The sequence below is a fragment of the Streptomyces sp. ISL-10 genome (assembly GCF_018614575.1).
Classification (GTDB): domain Bacteria; phylum Actinomycetota; class Actinomycetes; order Streptomycetales; family Streptomycetaceae; genus Streptomyces.
In genome coordinates, this window is sequence record NZ_JAGGOJ010000012.1 from 22,385 (window position 1) to 39,317 (window position 16,933).

The window sequence follows — 16,933 nt, forward strand, 5'->3', positions numbered from 1 at the left end:
CACTGCGCACGCATTTCGAACAGCGGCGGCTGCCGCTACCGCCGCGGGGCGTCCGTCGCGCGGACCGACTCGTCCGCCGCTCCGCCCGCTCCCACCAGGCCCTTGGCGACATCCGCGAGCCGCGGCGCGAACCGCCGCATCTCGCGCCCGCCGACCGTCCCGATGACCGCGGGGAGGTAAGGGCGCACCGACTGCATGCCCCGCAGCCACCACTGTGCGTAGACATGGGCCGAGCGGCGCTCGATCCCGGCCACGATGCGGTCCACCGCCGGGCCCAGCGGGTACGTGCGGTTCGCCGGCCAGGGCAGCCGCTTGCGCAGGTCGCGCATCACGTCGTCCTGGTCCGCGCCGCGCACCATGTCCGTGTCCGTCCAGGAAAGGTAGCCGACACCGACCTTCACGCCCCGGTAGCCGACCTCGGCGCGCAGACAGTGCGCGAAAGCCTCCACGCCGGACTTGGACGCGCAGTACGCGGACATCATCGGCGCCGGGGTGATCGCCGCCAGCGACGCGATCTGCAGGAAGTAGCCGCGGCTCTCCACCAGCACGGGCAGGAACGCCCGCCCCGTCACCGCGCTGCCGATCAGGTTGACCTCGATCACGCGCCGCCAGGAGACCGGGTCGGAGTCGATGAACGGGCCGCCGGCAGCCACGCCCGCGTTGGCCACGACGATGTCGACCCTGCCGAAGCGCTCCTTGACCTCCTGCGCGACCCGCGCCATCGCCTCGTGGTCGGTGACGTCCGCGTACCAGTGGTCGCACTCGGTGTGCAGCCGCGCCGCGACGTTCTTCAGCTCGTCCGGTTCGAGGCCGACGAGCGCGACCTTCGCCCCGCGGGCCGACAGCTTGCGGGCCAGCAGCTCTCCGACGCCGCGCGCCGCGCCGGTGACGACCGCGACCTGGCCTTCCAGGCTCTTCCTGCTCATGCGACCTCCTCCTTCGGGGTCAGATACGTACCGGCCAGCTCACGGATCTTTCCGGTCACCGCCTCGGGCGCCTCGACCGGTGTCATATGTCCCATGCCCGCGAGTTCGACCAACTCGACGCAGTGCGGCAGGTCGAGGGCGAGCCGCTTGGCGTGCACCAGCGGGGTGAGCCGGTCCACCGTGCCCGCCACCACGACGGTCGGCACGGTGAGCGCCCGTACGCCCTCGTCGAGGTCGAGCTCGCCCAGCACGTGCGACCAGGCCACCCGGGCCGTCCGCGGGCAGGCGTGCACGATACGGGCGCACGCGTCGACCCGCTCCCGCGACGAACCGGGGCCCATGGTCGCGTACTTGAGAATGCTCCGGGACAGCCCGTTGACCGGCCCGAGCGGGGCCCGCGCACCGAGAACCATGCGGGTGAGCCGGGTGCGCAGCGGTCCCGGCCGCATCGGCAGGACCAGCGACTCGGCGACGAGCCCGGCGCTGCCGGTGCTGCACAGCAGCGCCGCGGCGGCGTGCTCGCGGAATCGGGGCCGCCGGGACGCGGCCATCATCGTCATGCCGCCCATGGAATGTCCGGCGAGGACGGCCCTCTCACCCGGGGCGAGGGCGGCCGCGAGCACGGCCTCCAGGTCGTCGGCGAGTTCGTCGGTGCCGACCGCCCCGGCGGGGGTGCGGCCGTGGCCCCGCTGGTCGTAGACGACGACGCGGTGGTCGGCGGCGAGATCGCGTATCTGGGCCGCCCAGAAGTGGGTGGAGCAGGTCCAGCCGTGGGCCAGGACCACGGCGGGCGCGTCCTCGCGGCCGTGGACCTCGACGTGGAGGCGGGAGCCGTCGGCGGACACAGCGGTCAGTTCGCGGTCGGCGACGGGCGGCGCGTCGGTGCGGCGCAGCAGCCGGCTCATGCGACGACCTCCGCGTCCTTCGCGGCCCGGGCGTCCGCGGCGGCGGCGGGAGCGGGGACCTTCCGGGCGCGGATCACCTCGTACTCGGCCAGGTCCACGCGCCGTGTCGCGTTGCGGAACTCGGTCGTCGTGCCCGGCCAGATCGTGGTGTTGCGGCCGCTCGCGTCGAGGTACCAGCTGGTGCAGCCACCGGTGTTCCACACCGTGCGCTGCATACGCTCCTGCACCCGCCGGGTCCAGGCGTGCACGGCGGAGGGGCGGGCGGCGAGGACGCTGCCCTCGCCGAGCAGGTCGAGCTGCCGCATGTAGTCGGCCATGTAGTTCAGCTGCGACTCGATCATGAGGATCATGGAGGAGTTCCCGAGCCCGGTGTTGGGCCCGATGATCGTCATGAAGTTGGGGAAGCCGGCCGCGGACGCGCCGCGCAGCGACTGCATGCCGTCCTTCCAGGCCTCGGCCAGCGTGATGCCTTCGGCACCGACGACGCGTTCGGCGATCGGCATGTCGGTGACATGGAATCCGGTGCCGAAGATGATCGCGTCGACCTCGGTCTCCGTCCCGTCCGCCGCGACCACGGTCGACCCGCGCACCTCGGTCAGCCCGGAGGCGACGACGTCCACATTGGGCCGGGCGAGCGCCGGGTAGTACGTGCTCGACAGCAGGATGCGCTTGCAGCCGATGCGGTACGAGGGCGTCAGCTTGGCCCGCAGGGCCGGGTCCTTGATCGCTTTGGCCATGTTGGCCTTGGCCAGCGACTCGACGAGCCCGAGCTCACCCGGCCGCTTGGTGAACGCCTGGACCTGCAGCTCCCTGATCCCCCAGAGCAGACCGCGCCGCGCGGTCCCGGTGAACGGCAGCTGCCGGTGCAACCAGCGCTCGGCGCCGGAGATCCTGCGGTCGATGCGCGGCATGACCCACGGGGGCGTGCGCTGGAACAGGGTGAGCCGGCCGGCCTTCGGCTGGATCGAGGGCACGATCTGGATCGCGGACGCGCCGGTCCCGATCATGGCCACGCGCTTGCCCGTGAGGTCGTAGTCGTGGTCCCAGCGGGCGGAGTGGAAGACCTTCCCGGGGAAGTCGGCGAGGCCCGGGATGTCGGGCGTCTTCGGGTCGGACAGCGGTCCGGTCGCGGAGACGACGACGTCGGCGGTGAACCGGCCACGGGACGTCTCGATGTCCCAGTGCAGGGCGTCGTTGTCCCAGCGCATCGTCAACACCTCGTGGCTCAGGCGCAGATGGGGGCGGAGCCGGAAGGTGTCCGTGACGTGCTCCAGGTAGGCACGGATGTGCTCCTGCCCGGAGAAGGTGCGCGGCCAGTCGGGGTTGGGCGCGAAGGAGAACGAGTAGAGGTGGGAGGGGACGTCGCAGGCACAGCCCGGGTAGTCGTTGTCCCGCCAGGTCCCGCCGACCGAGTCAGCGCGCTCCAGGACGACGAAGTCGGTGATGCCCTCGCGGCGCAGCCGGACCGCGGCGCCGAGGCCGCCGAATCCCGATCCGATCACCGCCACTCGTACATGCTCGTGCTGCTCGGTCATGCCGCTGCCTCCCACTGAAACCGCTGAACGTCCCGGATCGCCGTACCGTCAAGACCATGCCAGCAATCGCTGGCATGGTTGGGAGAGTAGAGCAGCGCCCCTACCGAGCGGTAGGGGTGGGGCGCGACAAGTTACCGGCGGTACAACATAGGCTTCTGTTGTGACTGAGGCGCGCGAGTACCGCATGGAGGAATTGGCCAAGGAGGCCGGCATCACGGTGCGCACCCTCCGCTTCTACCGCGAGCGCGGCCTGATCCCGCCGCCCCGCCGCGAGGGCCGCATCGCCTGGTACGACGAGCACCACCTCGCCAGACTGCGGACGATCGCCGCCCTCCTGGAGCGCGGCCACACCCTCAACGGCATCGCGGACCTCGCGACCGCCTTCGACAGCGGACGGGACGTCGGCGAGGTCCTCGGCCTCGGCGAACCCACCGAGGAGACCCCGGTCCGGCTCACCCCCGAGGCGCTCGCCGACTACTTCGAGGGTGAGGTGACACCCGAGAACTTCGCGAAGGCGCTGGAGCTGGGCTACCTGGCGACCGACGGCGACGAGATCGTCCACATCAGCCGCAGGCTCCTGGACGTCTCGGCCGAACTCGTGCGCGAGGGCGTGCCGCTCTCGGCTGTCCTGGAGGCGGGACGCCGGGTCCGTACGCACGCGGACGCGCTGGCGGAGCTGTTCATCGACGTCCTGACCGCCCACAGCGCGGAGTCCGAGCTGGAGCGCCTGCGCCCGCTGGCCAAGAGCGTGGTGGACGCGGAGCTGTCGATGGCGATGGACCGGCGCCTGCGCACGCAGCGGGGCACCGACGCCCCGGACTCCGCCGCACCGGACCCCGCCACACGGGAGGGAGCCGACCCCTCGGACTGACCCCTGCGCCGGCCCGACTCCGGTGCACAGCAAGGGTGGTGGACGCAGTGCCGTGGCTATAGTGGCAGGGGATCCGAGAATCGGGGGGATGCGCGGTGTCGCAGGACGAGTCCCGGGCAGAGGCGGTGAAGACCGCCTGGCAGATCCACAGTTCGCTCCACGAGTCGACCCGCACGGTGGACGCCAAAGCGTCCTTCGCCCTTGCCATGGAGTCCGCCGCCCTCGCCGGAATCGCCGCTCTGTCGGGCAGCGGCCGCTCCCTCGACCGCGTGACCGGCCCCGCCGCGGCCGCTCTGTGGCTGGGAGTCGCGCTCATCGGGCTCTCCGCGGTTCTCGCCGTTCTCGTAGTCATACCCCGCCACAGGGGCGAAGGCCGCTCCCCCAGCCCCGGCGAGGACGAATTCCTCTTCTACGGCCATCTGCGCCACTGGTCCCCCGACGACCTCGCCCAGCAATTGGTACGCGTCGATCCGCTGCCCACGCTCAGCCGCCAGCTCGTCGTCATGAGCGCCATCGCCTGGACGAAACACCGGCGCGTCCAGCAGTCGCTGCTGCTGGCCGTCGCCGGTAGCGCGATGGTCGCCGCCGCCGTGGTGTTCGCCTGAAACCGCCCGTGGACACCTCTCCGCACCGCCACCGGCCCGGCAGGTCGACCTTCTGGTCCCTGCTCGACGACACTGCCCGGACGGAACTGCTCGGCATGGGCAGTCTGACCCACTTCCCGCCGAGGCACGTCATGATGCGGCAGTACGACCTCACCGACCATCTCCTGGTCATCCGGCGCGGCTGCGTCAAGGTGTCCGCGGCATCCGCCGCGGGCTACCAGGCCGTGCTCGCCATCCGCAACGCCGGAGACCTGCTGGGCGAGCAGGCGGCACTGGACGGCGGGCCCCGCTCGGCCACGCTCGTCTCACTGACCCGGATCGAGGCCCTCGTGATCCCCGCCGACCCGTTCCGTGCCGCCGCCCGGACCGCGCCCGCGATCGGGCTCGCCCTTCAGCAGGTGCTCTCCGCGCGCCTGCGCGAGGCCGACGGCCACCGCGCCGCCGCCGGTTCGGAGGCCGTCCAGGCACGGCTCGCCGCACTGCTGCTGGAGCTCGGGGCGGAGTACGGGCGCCCCGAGGGCAACGGCTCCGTCCTCATCGCCCTGCCACTGTCCCAGGACGACTTCGCCGGGCTCGTCCTCAGCTCGCGGCGGACGGTCAGCCGCGTCTTCGAGCAGTGGCGCGGGCGCGGTTGGGTGACGACGGGACGCAACAGGCTGACCATCGACCGCCCGGACGAGCTGAAGCGGCTGAGCAGCAGCGGGCGCTGAGTCCGCTGGCTTCCGGATCGGGCCGGATCGTCCCCGATCAGGGCCGGGCGACGCCGGGCCGCGCCAGCCGCGCCGGACCGGGATGGGCCGGGCAGCGCCGGGAAGCGCCGGGCCGGGATGCACCGGGAAGCGCCGGGAAGCGCCGGGAAGAGCAGCCTCTTGGGCGCTGGGTCAGACCTCGTCCCAGGCCATCGTGGGCAGCCCGTACTCGTCGGCCAGCGGGTTCCAGTCGGACACGAAGTCCTTCTTCGCGCTCGTCGCCCGTGTGTTGGCGCGGTTCGCCTCGTCCCAGTACGCCGAGGACACCACCGCGCCGGACGTGCACCCGCTCATCACCTCCCCCGCCAGCTGCGCGTAGGCACGGTCGGCATCGGCGGACGCCTGCCAGCCGGATTCCAGGTTCTCCGTCATGGAGGAGGACAGCAGATCCACGTCGAGCGCTGCCAGCTCCTGTACGAGATCGTCCCGTTCGCTCGCCGCGTCCTCGAACACCCCCTGAACCTCCAGGAGTCCAGAGCTTCCCGGACACGCCATCATCCGGCGAACCGCCTCACCGACGCTCCCGCGATTGCCCTCGTTCCGCTCCAGGAGGCCGCTCAGGGCCCGCGCCTGGCCTTCCTCGGAGTTCTCGGCCGACGCACCGGACCCGCCCGATCCCAGGCCCGGCCGCCCGGAGCCGCTGGAGGCGGAGTTCTCGTTGAGCTCCTCGTACAGACCGGGGCCGTAGCGCAGGGCAAGGAGGAGCAGGATCACCGCGATGACCCAGCGGCCCGCGTGGGACTTGCCCTGCGACGCCGGAGCCGGTCGCCGCGGCCGCGGGGGCGTCCGCGGTGGCGTGGGCCGTGCACCGGACCGGGTCGCGGCCTTCGGCCTGGTCTGCGGGCGGTTGCCGGCCCGTGACGCAGCCGCGGACTGCGCACGGGACGAGGTGTTACGCGGCGCGGAGGCAGGCGGCGGGGCCTTCGGAAGGGTCGCGGGTGCCGTGCTGATCGCGCTGGTCAGGACGGTCAGCCACTCCTCCGGCTTGGGCCGCCGGGCGGGATCGGCCGACAGGCTCTGCTCCGCGAGCCGCCCCACGGCCGCGTCGGCGGCGCGCAGAACCCTGAAGTCCTTGCCGTCCTGCTCACCGGCGAAGAGCCGCGTGGCGAGCAGCCCGAACTTGTAGGCGTCACCCGACTCGGTGCCCTTGGGCTCTCCGTCGGGCAGGTTCCAGTTGGGGGTCTCGGCCTGCGGAAGCATCGACTTGCCTCGCAGGACCATCGCATCGCAGTCGATGAGGAAGCATCTCGGGGCGCCCTCCAGGGAGAAGAACATGTTCTTCGGCGACAGGTCCCCGACCACGATCCCGAGGGAGTGCAGCCGCCCGAGCGTCCGCGCGAAGTCCAGGAGCAGTTCGAACCTCTGCCGGGGGGTGATACTGATGCCCGCCGTCTTCAGGTAGTCGCCGGGGTTCAGCAGATACTCGAACCCCGCCGCCTTCTTCTCGCCCGGGGCGAAGGCGAACTCCCGGAGGAACGGTCCCGGGATCTGGCGCATCAGAAACCCGCACACACCCGCCGAGTCCTTCACCAGCATGGCCGGCCAGGCCGTGCAGTTCGCCAGCCACTCACCGGTGCCGTGCTCGAGCGCCGGCATGAAGTCGACCATCTCCGCGAGCACATCGACCCGCACCTGAGGGCGGATCTCCGGCTTGTACTCCTTGTACGCCACCGGCCACGACTTGTTGATCCTCCGGTCCTTGACCGCCCAGACGGTCCCCTGCCCACCGGAGTCGAACTTGCGTTCCTTCACCACGCGGCCGATGTCCATGGCTGCCGGATACACGCCGCTCATCGCACGGCCTCTCCCGTCCCCGGACCGGCGGGACCGCTGTGCGGACCACTGCCCAGGCCACTGCCCGTGCCGCCGCCCTGACCGCTCGCCCCGCCCAGGCGATGGCGCGGCCACACCGCCAGCAGCGTCCGGTCGTCGTCGAACGTCTCCCGGGAGAAGTCGAGCAGATGTGCGATCGCCAGTGGCTCGTGCGGCGGGCGGCCCAGTCCCCAGGCGATGTGCTCCCCGACCTTGCCCGTCCCGTCGCCCAGCGGATCGCCGAAGCCGTCCGTACCGATCAGGAGCACACCGTCCGCGGGGACCGTGCATCCGACCGGCTCGATCACCGGCGGCAGCGAGGGCAGCGCCTGGACCTTGGAGGAGAAGATCCCGTCCGCACCCTCCTCCTTGCCTCCCAGCAGCGGATGGAAGAAACCCCCGTGCAGGATCCAGGCGCCGCTGTCGCCGGCGTGTACGAGACGGGCCTTCAAACGGCCGTCGTCCGCGGCGTACACGATGCCCGCCACCAGTGTCGTGGCCAGCAGGCCCTGGGCCTCCTGCCGCTGTTCCCGGGTCGGCTCGGCACCGCGCGTCACCCGCATGACCAGCTGGTAGGCGGCGGCCGACACGGTGCGTCTCCAGTCGATCGCCTGGTCCCCGTCCAGTTGCCGCATGATGTCGGAGACGGCGGTACGGCACGCCAGCGCGGCCCCCACATGCGACTGCGGGGCCGCGGAGACGCCGTCCGCGACGGCGAACACGACGCAGCCGGTCGGCTCGTGCACCGCCACGACGATGTCGTCCTGGCGCGGCTGCCCGCCGGAGCGATGGGAGTCGCCCCGTACGGAGGCCAGCCGGACCGTCATCCAGGGCGTGGACCAACCGTCGAACAGCGAGTCGGGGCGGTACGGATCGGCGGGCGGCGGCTTGGGCTCGAACCGGGTGGTCGGCCGACCCACCACCCAACGCGCCCACGGCGGCAGGTACCCCTGTGCGGACGGGGCTTCCCGCGGTGCCTGCACAGGCACAAGGTCGCCCCGGTCCGGTCGCTGTCGGGGCAGCGCGGACTGCTGGTGCTGCCGGGGCCCCGCGGACTGCTGGTGGTGGTGCTGGTAGGACGCCTGCCCCTGAGGGGAAGCGTGCGGCACATCCCCACTCGGCGACAGCTCCTGCCCCGGCCCGTACTCCGCGGGCGGGCCGGGCCGATGACGCTCCGGCGCGGGCGGGCCGGCCGACAGTGGCGGGGGCGGCTGCGGCGGTGGCGGCGCCGAGTCGGCACCGCCGGCGGAGTCGGAGGACTGCCCCTCGTCCTCCCGGCGGCGCCCGAAGAAACGTGACACGGTCACACCTCGTCGATCGCGAGACGGAAGCCTTCCGGCCGCTCGACCACCAGCTCCGCCTGGCCCGATGCCATCGCGTTGCCGGACTCCACGACGCTCTTGGTCAGCGCGGTGAAGAACCGGGCGATGGACTCGCCCAGTTGCGCACCGGGCACCGACACGAAGGCGAACTCCGCCTGCGTGGCGACGCTCAGCATCGTCTCGGCCTCCGCCGCGCCGATGCCGCAGGCGATGATGTTGGGCGCCGCCTTGGTCGCCGAGCGGTCGGTGAGCTCCCGGTGTCTGGCCTGCCACGCCTCACCGGAGTTGGGCTGACCGTCGCTGAGGAAGAACACCGCGGGCCGGTGCACGCGGTAGCCCTGGCTCTTGAGCGTGTCCACGTCCTGCGGAATGCGCCGCAGCAGCGCGGTGAACGCCGCTTCGTAACTCGTCCCGCCGCTCGCCGTGAGGCGCGGCAGCTCGCTCTCGGCCCGAAGATCGGCGAGTATCAGCCGCTCGGTCACACTGTTGGAGAACCCGAGCACCGAGAAGCGGACCTTCGCGGCGGCCATCGGTTCACCGAGCAGGGCCCGGTGCAGCGAAGCCAGCCCCGCGTTGAGATCACCGACGTAGGGGTGCATGGAACCGGACTCGTCGGCCAGGACGTACACCGGCAGCAGCTGCCCTTGGGTTTCGGCCATGTCCATCAACTCTTTCTAATCGACGTCTTCGAGTGTGATCAGTCCCTGCGGGCGTTCCAGCCGCAGCTCCGACGAGCCGGCGACTGCGCTCCGCCCCAGGTGGAGCACGGTGTTCTGGAGCAGCATCGAGAACTGAGCGGTGGCCTGTGCCAGGTCCGCGTGCGGCTGCGCCGCGACGGCGAACTCCGCCGGGCTCGCGATCCGCGCCACCGTCCGCCGGTCGACGGCGCCGATGCCGCACGCCACGATGTTCGGCCGGTACTGGTGCTGCATCAGCCGCAGGTGCGCGGCCTGCCACTGGCCCCCGTCCGTCGGGTCACCCGCCGCGAGGAAGAAGACGGTGGGGCGGTTCACGCGCGTCGCCTGCTGCTTGAGCCGTTCCGTCTCCAGCGGTACGAGCTCCAGCAGGCGCTGGAAGACCGGTTCGTACCGGCAGCCGTGCCCGGTCGGCAGATCGGGGATGCCGGTCTGCCAGGACACCTGGGTGAGCGGCATCCGGACGTCGGCCGTGTCCGAGAAGGTCAGCACGGACAGCCGTACGGCCGAGGTGACGTCCGGACTGTTGGCCAGCACGGTCTGCAACGACCGGAGGGTGTCGTGGAGTTGGCTGACGCAGCGTGCCGCGGCAGCCGATGTGTCCAGGACGACGTAGACCGGCGCGATGCCGACCGCCGCCGGGCGTGCGTCCTGCGGTGAGGCGTCGTGCCGCGAGGCGGGCTGCGCGGCGTCGGGCCGCTGTGCAGACGCCGCCGCGTCGGGCCGGGTACCGCCCCACGGCGGCGTCGGCGGCGGGGGCGTCGGGGCCGAGGACGTCGGCGTGGACGCGGGCGGTGCCGGCTGCGCGACCGGGGGCAGCGCCTGCGCGGCGGCCGGCGCCCCGGCGCCCGACGGCAGCATCCCGCCCATGAGACCGGCCGAAGGCCCCAGCACCCCCTCGCGCAGTCCTGGCAGATCCACCTCCCGCACGATGCCCTTGTCGATCATGTAGCGGACCATCTCGACCTGTCGCTGCTCCTGGTCCAGGGCCTGCGCCCGCCGGCCCTCCTCCCAGCGCATCAGGAGATCCATCGCCCGCTCCGTGTCGTTCGGGTGCTTCGCCAGGTGCTCGAGGACGAGGCTGCGGAAGTCGAGCCGTACCGCGCCGAGAGCGGCGCGCTCCCGCTTGTCCCGCTCGATGCGGGCCTCCTGCCTGATGTCCTCGATCACTTCCTGGTGGCGAGTGTCACCGACCGCCGCCCTGTGCTGCAGGCGCCCGATCTCCGAGTCACGACCCGCCTTGGTCCGGCTGCGGATGAATTCCCTTGCCGCATCGTCCGGTTCGAGCTGCACATCGCAGTAGTAGAGCGTGACGCCTTCGGGCAGCGGGACCGGCAGCGCCAGCACTCCGTTGACCCGGGCCTGCGCCTCGAATGCCTCCTCGATCGCGAACTGAGCGGCATGCGGACGGATCTTGCTGATGAGATACGGGTAGACGACGCGGAGCACATCGGGAAGGTTGCTGCGCACGACCGCGACCGGATCGTGCACGCGGAATCCGACGTCGATCGTCGCCTCGAAGCGGTGCGCCTGGTCCTTGCAGGTCAGCGGGGTCTTGGTGAGTTTGGCGGTGCGCCGGTGGTCGCCCAGGTCGACGACGTAGCAGAGCTTGTGCTTGCCGAGCCACCGCTGGGTCATCGTGCGGTGCTTCGGCGTCTCGACCTCCCAGCCGCCGCCGTCCAGGGGGTAGACGACCGCGAAGTTCGGCGGCAGGTTCGGCAGCGTGCCGAGCTGGGCACGCGGCACCGGACGGTTGTTGAGGATCAGCGAGACTGTCATGTCACACCCCTTCCAGATCGAGCTGTGCATGGACGACCGCCGCGGTCAGGGGAATCGGCGCCAGTTCCTCCGGGTCGACCCAGTCGGCCGCGCACCGCCGCAGGATCCGGCCGGTCCTCGGGTCCCCGTACGCGACCGCCCCCACCATCAGCCGGAACATCTCCCGCAGTGCCGGATCGCGCTCGGCGAGTGCCGCCCAGTTCCGCAGCACCTGTTGGGCCTCGTCGCCGAAGTGGGCCTGGTTGAGCGACTCGCGCCACAGGGCGATGAACGGTGCGCGCAACTCCTCGCGGTGGTGCGCGTGATGAAGCAGGGCGGGCCACTGCTCCTCCTCGCCGCCGACTCCGTGCTCGTCCTGGCCCACCACCACCTGTGCCGCGACGATCAGGAAGGAGAGCAACGCCGTCGGCCGCATGCGGTGGTCCGCGGACCTCTCGTGGAGGGTGCAGAGCACCAGTCCCGCCGAGTCGGCGTTCTGGGCGAGGAGATCGGCCAGACTGCGGCCGACGGCCACAGCCACGGTCGCCCGGTCGACGACGGCGAGGCGGGCCAGCGCCGCCACGGCCCGCTCGGGGTCCTCGCCCATGCCGTGCATGCGCGCTGCCGTGGCCTGTGCGAAGGGCCGGCTGCGGTCGGCGAACCATCCTTCGACCAGCGCGTCCGCCCGCTCCCGGATCCAGGGGTCGCGCGAGGCGACGTGAAGGGCGTAGGCGACGGCGTCGCGCCGCCGCGGGTCCTCGCTCTGCGCCCACGGGTGGAAGATGCGGTCGCACAGGTAGGTGAAGGATTCCGCCGCGATCACCCCGAGCGCGGCAGCCGCGTACACTCGGACCTCTTCGGCCGGGTGCACGACCAGAGCGGACAGCCAGTCGAGCAACTCGCTCTGGATCTCGTACTGGGTCCACGCGTGCCGGATGACCCGCCGCGGATAGGAAGGGTCCTTGTACTCGAGCGCCCGGCCCGGCTCGCCGTCCTCCTTGTCGGTGTCCCGGGCGCGCAGCCGTGTCAGCTGCGTACGGCGAGGGGCTGCGAAGGGGTCCCTGATCCGGGGCAGCCGGCCGTCCGGCCCGGCCATCAGCACATGCGGGCGGTCGTCCTCGAGGCGCTCGCGCAGGGCGCGGGCACAAGTGGCCGTGTACTCCTGCGGCAGGCCGTTGAGCACGGCGAGAGCGATCGCGAGACTCCGCACGGCGGGTTCCTGCAAGCTCTCGACCCAGATGTCGAAGTCCTCGTCCGCCCGGCGGGCACGGCGCTCCTTGATGCGCTCGGGATCCAGCCGGCCGGACTCCCACTCCTCACTGATCGCCTCCGCCAGGTCGGCCGCCTGCTTGCAGGCGGGGTCGCCGTCGAGCAGCTCGTCCAGCAGCTTGTCGATGTCCTCGTGGCCGAGGAGCCGGTCGCGGACCGCGTCGCCGTGTCGCCAGCGCAGGTGGGAGGAGACGATGCCGCGCTGATCGGGTGCCTCGGTGACGTCGACGACCGCGGTGAGCAGTTCGCTGTCCGCGACCTCGGTGCTGGAGGCGGTGATCACCAGCCATGCGCCCGCGAGGGCGAGTGCGCCCTGCACCTTCTCGTACACCTCGCCGCGCAGCCCGGCGATTGAGGACGGCTGGTCCAGCAGGAAGGCGGCGCCGCGCTCGACGGAGTCGCCGTCGCGCTCCAGTAAGTCGGCGAGGGAGGCGAAGTCGACATCGCTGTCCAGGTGGTACTTGGTGGTGGCTCCCATGCCCTGGAGCAGGCGGACGGCCATGGCGGTCTTCCCGTACCCGGGGGCGCCGCGCAGGATCAGCAGATGCCGGCCGGCGAGGGCCTCCCTGGCGCCGGACAGGCCGGGGGGCTCCTGGTAGGCGAAGCGCACGCGCTCGTCCATGAGCGGGGAGATGATCCGCAGGCGCCGCTGGGCTCCGCCCAGGAGCAGGACGTACTTGTCGCCGCCGACGACGTCGCCCTCGACGTTGGCGAAGGCGTTGCGGACCCGGTCGTGGCGCAGGGAGCCCTGCCCCATCTGGCCGGTGGCCTCGAAGGACTCGGCTCCGGGCCCGGAGCGCGGCGGCTCCCCCTGCGTGCCGCTGCCGTCCCCTCCTCCCGGGGTGCCGGGGTTGCCTCCCGGGCTGCCGTCGCCCGCTGCGCCGTCGGAGGGCGGGGCCTGTCCTGCTCCGGGGGTCTGTGCCGGGCCGGGCGGGGCTGCGGCGTTACCCGCGGCCCCGGCCGGCCCGCCCCCCGTACCGGCCGCCGGAGGTACCGCGGGTGCGGCACCTCCGGCGGCCGGCGCTCCTGATGCCGGTGTCGTCATGGCCGGCCCGATCCGTCGGTGTTGACGTTGACGGTCTTGTTGCCCTGGACCAGGTCGCCCTGGACGGTTCCGACGCTGATTCCGCCTGCGCTCGGCGGGCTGGGACTGTCTGTGCCGCCGCCGTGCCCGCCGCCGGGCATCGGGGCCCTGACCGGCCCGTTCGTCGGCTCGGCCGGGGGGAGACCGGGCGGGGCCGGGTGTCCGGGCACGGTCACCCAGCTCTCGATGACCTCGCCGTGCTTGGTCGTGAAGGGCATGGGCAGGTACGCGGCCGGATCGATCGAGCGGTGCCCGTGCCGCACGACGGCCCGGTGGATCTCCTCCGAGACGACGAAGACCATCCGAGCCGAGACGGCGGCGGCGAGGACGTCCCGCAGCGGCGCCGCGTCGACCAGCCGGCAGGCGGTGTTGACGGCATCCCCGGACCAGCCCCGGCCGTCCCGCGCGGCGAGCCCCTGGTGCAGGGCGACTCGGAAGCGCATCGCGTGGGCCGGGCTGTACACGACGGCCTTCTGCCGCAGCTCGTCGTCAAGGGCACGTATGAAGGGTCCGGCCAGATCGATCGGTGAGACGGTCGCCGGAACGATCATCAGGACGCCGTCGCCGCGGTCCTCGGTGCTGATGCGCTCGGCCGGTAACCCGGCCCGCGCAAGCGCTTCGCCGAGCACCTCGTACATCCCAGCGCGCAGGGAGCGCTGGATCGGATCGGGCCGTGAGCTGAAGTTCTCGATGTCCAGCACCACGACCCAGCAGTGCGTGGCCTCACCAGGCATGGCGGCATCCCCAAACACTTCCGGAAGCGACTACTCGATCACTCGCCCCAGTAGTACGGCACCAAAGTCCCTTGGGTCTACGCCAATTGACACACAGCGGTGAATGGCCGATTTGCTTCGAAGATGCCATCGGAACGCGGCTTCGGCGCAAGCCTGCCGAGCCTCTCGTGCCCCTGCTGCCCCGGCACGGCTGTGCCCTCGGAGGGGCTCTCCTCAGAGTTCGTAGACGGCGCTCACCGGCGCGTGGTCGCTCCAGCGCTCGCCGTGCGTGGCCGCGCGTTCCACCCACGCCTTCACGGCCCGCCGCGCCAGCCCTGGCGTCGCCACCTGGAGGTCGATGCGCCAGCCGGTGTCGTTGTCGAAGGCGCGCCCGCGGTACGACCACCACGAGTAGGGGCCTTCCTGCTCGGGATGCAGGGCGCGCACCACGTCCACGTAGCCGGCCTCCTCGTACACGCGGGTGAGCCAGTCGCGCTCCTCGGGGAGGAAGCCGGAGTTCTTCCGGTTGCCCTTCCAGTTCCTGAGGTCGGCCTCCTGGTGGGCAATGTTCCAGTCACCGCAGACCACGGCTTCGCGGCCGTCCGCGGCTGCCCGCTCCCTCAGCTCCTTCAGATACGGCAGGAACTCGGCCATGAACCGCATCTTCTCGTCCTGCCGCTCCGTGCCCACCTCGCCCGACGGCAGATACAGGCTCGCGACGGTGACGCCGGGCAGGTCGGCCTCCACGTACCGTCCGCTGCCGTCGAACTCGCTCGACCCGAAGCCGATCCGCACCCGGTCCGGTTCCCGCCGCGTGTACAGCGCGACACCCGCGCGGCCCTTCGCGGCGGCCGGGACGTGCACTGTGAACCAGCCCTCCGGGCTGCGCACACCGGCCGGCAGCTGGTCGGCCTCGGCGCGCACTTCCTGGAGGCAGACCACGTCGGCGGAGGAGCCCGCGAGCCAGGGGCCGAAGCCCTTCTTGGCGGCGGCGCGCAGTCCATTCACATTTACGGAGGTAACGGTGAGCATTCCGGCACCCTACCTACCCCCGGGGCGGCCCGAGGACCGGCCGGCCACCGGGCCCGGACTCCTCTCGGCCTACCCGTACGCTTTTCAACATGCAGCTCAGAGCCGTGGCCTTCGACCACCCCGACGCCGTGAAACTGAACGACCAGGTCCAGCTCGAATACGTCGAGCGCTACGGGGACGGGGAGGGCGACGTCACCCCGCTCGACGCCTCGATGTTCGCGCCGCCGAGTGGCCTGTATCTCATCGCCTACGACGCCGAGGACCGTCCGCTGGCCACCGGCGGCTGGCGCTCCCAGGACGACGGCCCGATGGGGTACTCGGACGGGGACGCCGAGCTGAAGCGCATGTACGTCATACCCGAGGCCCGTGGCCTCGGCCTCGCCCGCCGCATCCTCGCCGCGCTGGAGGAGGACGCCCGTGCCGCCGGCCGGGCCCGGATGGTGCTGGAGACCGGGGACATGCAGCCCGAGGCCATCGCGCTCTACGCCTCCAGCGGCTACGAGCCGTGCGCGAAATTCGGCCACTACCGCTGCTACGAGAGCAGCCTGTGCATGGCCAAGCTTTTGACGCGCCCCTGACATAACCGCGCCATTCGTGGCACCCTGCCTCACGCACGTCCTTCCGCACCGCCTCGTCCCCCACCCCGCCCCTGTGCGCCACCGGGCGGGCACGGCAGAAGGAGACATGCGTGAGACGCCATCGCACCGCGGCCGGAACCGTGTTGGCCGTCACGACCCTGCTCGCCGGGGCGCTGACGGCCACGTCCGCCGGCGCCGCCCCCGTCCCCTCACCCCCGTCCACCCCCACCCCCGCGTCCTTCGCCCCGCGGCAGGCGCCGCAGGGCTTCTGGACCGCCGAGCGCATGCGCGCCGCCACCCCGCTCGACCTGATGCGCGTGGTCCCCGGCTCGCTCAAGGCCCCGAAGCCCGCGAGTGAGAAGACCGTGATCGGGCCGACCGCGTTCCCGCAGCCCGGCGGTCCCTGGACCGGCGGCGGCGCCGTCGTGAAGACGTCGGGCCGGGTGTTCTTCACCTTCCAGGGCCGTACGGCATCCTGCTCCGGCAACTCGGTCACCAGCCAGAACGGCAGCACGGTCATCACCGCGGGCCACTGCGTGAAGTACCAGGGCTCCTGGCACACCAACTGGGTCTTCGTGCCCGCTTACGACAACGGCCAGGCGCCGTACGGGCAGTGGAGCGCGACGAAGACCCTGGCGACCGACCAGTGGGCGGCGAGCGAGGACATCAACTACGACGTCGGAGCGGCCGTCGTCGCGCCGCTGAACGGCAGGACGCTGGCCCAGACCGTCGGGGCACAGGGTCTGCAGTTCAACGGCGGCTACAACAAGGCGATGTACGCGTTCGGTTTCCCCGCGGCCGATCCGTACGACGGCAGCAAGCTGATCCACTGCAGCGGCAACAGCTCCAAGGACTTCCTCTTCTCCAAGGACCACAGTCTGGGCTGCAACATGACGGGCGGCTCCAGCGGCGGCCCGTGGTTCACCTCGTTCAGCGAGGCGACCGGCACCGGCCTGCAGGTCTCGGTGAACAGCTTCGGTTACACGTTCCTGCCGAACCGGATGTTCGGCCCGTACTTCGGCAACGAGGCGAAGGCGGTCTACGACAAGGCGCAGACCTCCTGAGGTCCTGCCCCAGGA

The 16,933-nt window shown here is 71.7% G+C and carries 15 protein-coding genes; 5 read left to right on the top strand and 10 right to left on the bottom strand.

The features are described from left to right. Positions 1-35: 35 nt before the first annotated feature. From J7E88_RS16350 to J7E88_RS16360, 3 genes are read right to left on the bottom strand one after another with little or no spacing between them, the layout of a single operon-like run. On the bottom strand, positions 36-926 hold the full coding sequence (locus J7E88_RS16350) for an SDR family oxidoreductase (RefSeq protein ID WP_215181640.1): 891 nt from the start codon (positions 924-926) through the stop codon (positions 36-38). Further along, on the bottom strand, positions 923-1,831 hold the full coding sequence (locus J7E88_RS16355; protein ID WP_215181642.1) for an alpha/beta fold hydrolase: 909 nt from the start codon (positions 1,829-1,831) through the stop codon (positions 923-925). The genes J7E88_RS16350 and J7E88_RS16355 overlap by 4 nt, the downstream gene beginning before the upstream one ends. Continuing rightward, on the bottom strand, positions 1,828-3,366 hold the full coding sequence (locus tag J7E88_RS16360) for an NAD(P)/FAD-dependent oxidoreductase (RefSeq protein WP_215181644.1): 1,539 nt from the start codon (positions 3,364-3,366) through the stop codon (positions 1,828-1,830). The genes J7E88_RS16355 and J7E88_RS16360 overlap by 4 nt, the downstream gene beginning before the upstream one ends. A gap of 184 nt (positions 3,367-3,550) precedes the next feature. Between J7E88_RS16360 and J7E88_RS16365 the strand changes: the two genes are divergently transcribed. From J7E88_RS16365 to J7E88_RS16375, 3 genes are all read left to right on the top strand, one after another. After that, the gene (locus J7E88_RS16365) at positions 3,551-4,237 is read left to right on the top strand and encodes a MerR family transcriptional regulator (RefSeq protein WP_215181736.1); all 687 of its coding nucleotides are present in this window, start codon (positions 3,551-3,553) and stop codon (positions 4,235-4,237) included. 95 nt (positions 4,238-4,332) lie between these two features. Continuing rightward, entirely contained in the window at positions 4,333-4,842 is a 510-nt protein-coding gene (locus tag J7E88_RS16370) for a Pycsar system effector family protein (RefSeq protein WP_215181646.1), read from the top strand. Between the two features lie 8 nt (positions 4,843-4,850). After that, positions 4,851-5,552, top strand: coding sequence for a Crp/Fnr family transcriptional regulator (locus J7E88_RS16375; RefSeq protein WP_308307514.1), 702 nt, complete (start codon positions 4,851-4,853; stop codon positions 5,550-5,552). 171 nt (positions 5,553-5,723) lie between these two features. Here the strand turns inward: J7E88_RS16375 and J7E88_RS16380 are convergent, their stop codons facing one another. The 7 genes from J7E88_RS16380 to J7E88_RS16410 all read right to left on the bottom strand — a co-directional run bounded on the left by J7E88_RS16380 (position 5,724) and on the right by J7E88_RS16410 (position 15,276). Further along, the gene (locus J7E88_RS16380; RefSeq protein ID WP_215181648.1) at positions 5,724-7,385 is read right to left on the bottom strand and encodes a hypothetical protein; all 1,662 of its coding nucleotides are present in this window, start codon (positions 7,383-7,385) and stop codon (positions 5,724-5,726) included. Beyond that, a complete protein-coding gene (locus tag J7E88_RS37065; RefSeq protein WP_215181650.1) occupies positions 7,382-8,704 on the bottom strand; it encodes a protein phosphatase 2C domain-containing protein in 1,323 nt (440 codons plus the stop codon). Before J7E88_RS37065 ends, J7E88_RS16380 begins: the two co-directional genes overlap by 4 nt. A 2-nt stretch (positions 8,705-8,706) precedes the next feature. Next, positions 8,707-9,384, bottom strand: coding sequence for a hypothetical protein (locus tag J7E88_RS16390; protein WP_215181652.1), 678 nt, complete (start codon positions 9,382-9,384; stop codon positions 8,707-8,709). A 15-nt stretch (positions 9,385-9,399) separates the two neighbouring features. Beyond that, positions 9,400-11,199 (bottom strand): hypothetical protein, encoded by a 1,800-nt coding sequence (locus tag J7E88_RS16395; RefSeq protein ID WP_215181654.1) that lies wholly within the window; start codon positions 11,197-11,199, stop codon positions 9,400-9,402. A gap of 1 nt (position 11,200) precedes the next feature. Beyond that, a complete protein-coding gene (locus J7E88_RS16400; RefSeq protein WP_215181656.1) occupies positions 11,201-13,204 on the bottom strand; it encodes an ATP-binding protein in 2,004 nt (667 codons plus the stop codon). Positions 13,205-13,488: 284 nt separating this feature from the next. After that, the gene (locus tag J7E88_RS16405) at positions 13,489-14,265 is read right to left on the bottom strand and encodes a hypothetical protein (protein WP_215181658.1); all 777 of its coding nucleotides are present in this window, start codon (positions 14,263-14,265) and stop codon (positions 13,489-13,491) included. A 213-nt stretch (positions 14,266-14,478) separates the two neighbouring features. Then, on the bottom strand, positions 14,479-15,276 hold the full coding sequence (locus tag J7E88_RS16410; protein WP_215181661.1) for an exodeoxyribonuclease III: 798 nt from the start codon (positions 15,274-15,276) through the stop codon (positions 14,479-14,481). Between the two features lie 89 nt (positions 15,277-15,365). Here J7E88_RS16410 and J7E88_RS16415 point away from each other — a divergent pair, with 89 nt between their 5' ends. Both J7E88_RS16415 and J7E88_RS16420 read left to right on the top strand, forming a co-directional pair. Next, entirely contained in the window at positions 15,366-15,854 is a 489-nt protein-coding gene (locus J7E88_RS16415; protein WP_215181663.1) for a GNAT family N-acetyltransferase, read from the top strand. Between the two features lie 110 nt (positions 15,855-15,964). Continuing rightward, entirely contained in the window at positions 15,965-16,918 is a 954-nt protein-coding gene (locus tag J7E88_RS16420) for a serine protease (protein ID WP_215181664.1), read from the top strand. The last annotated feature ends 15 nt before the right edge of the window (positions 16,919-16,933 follow it).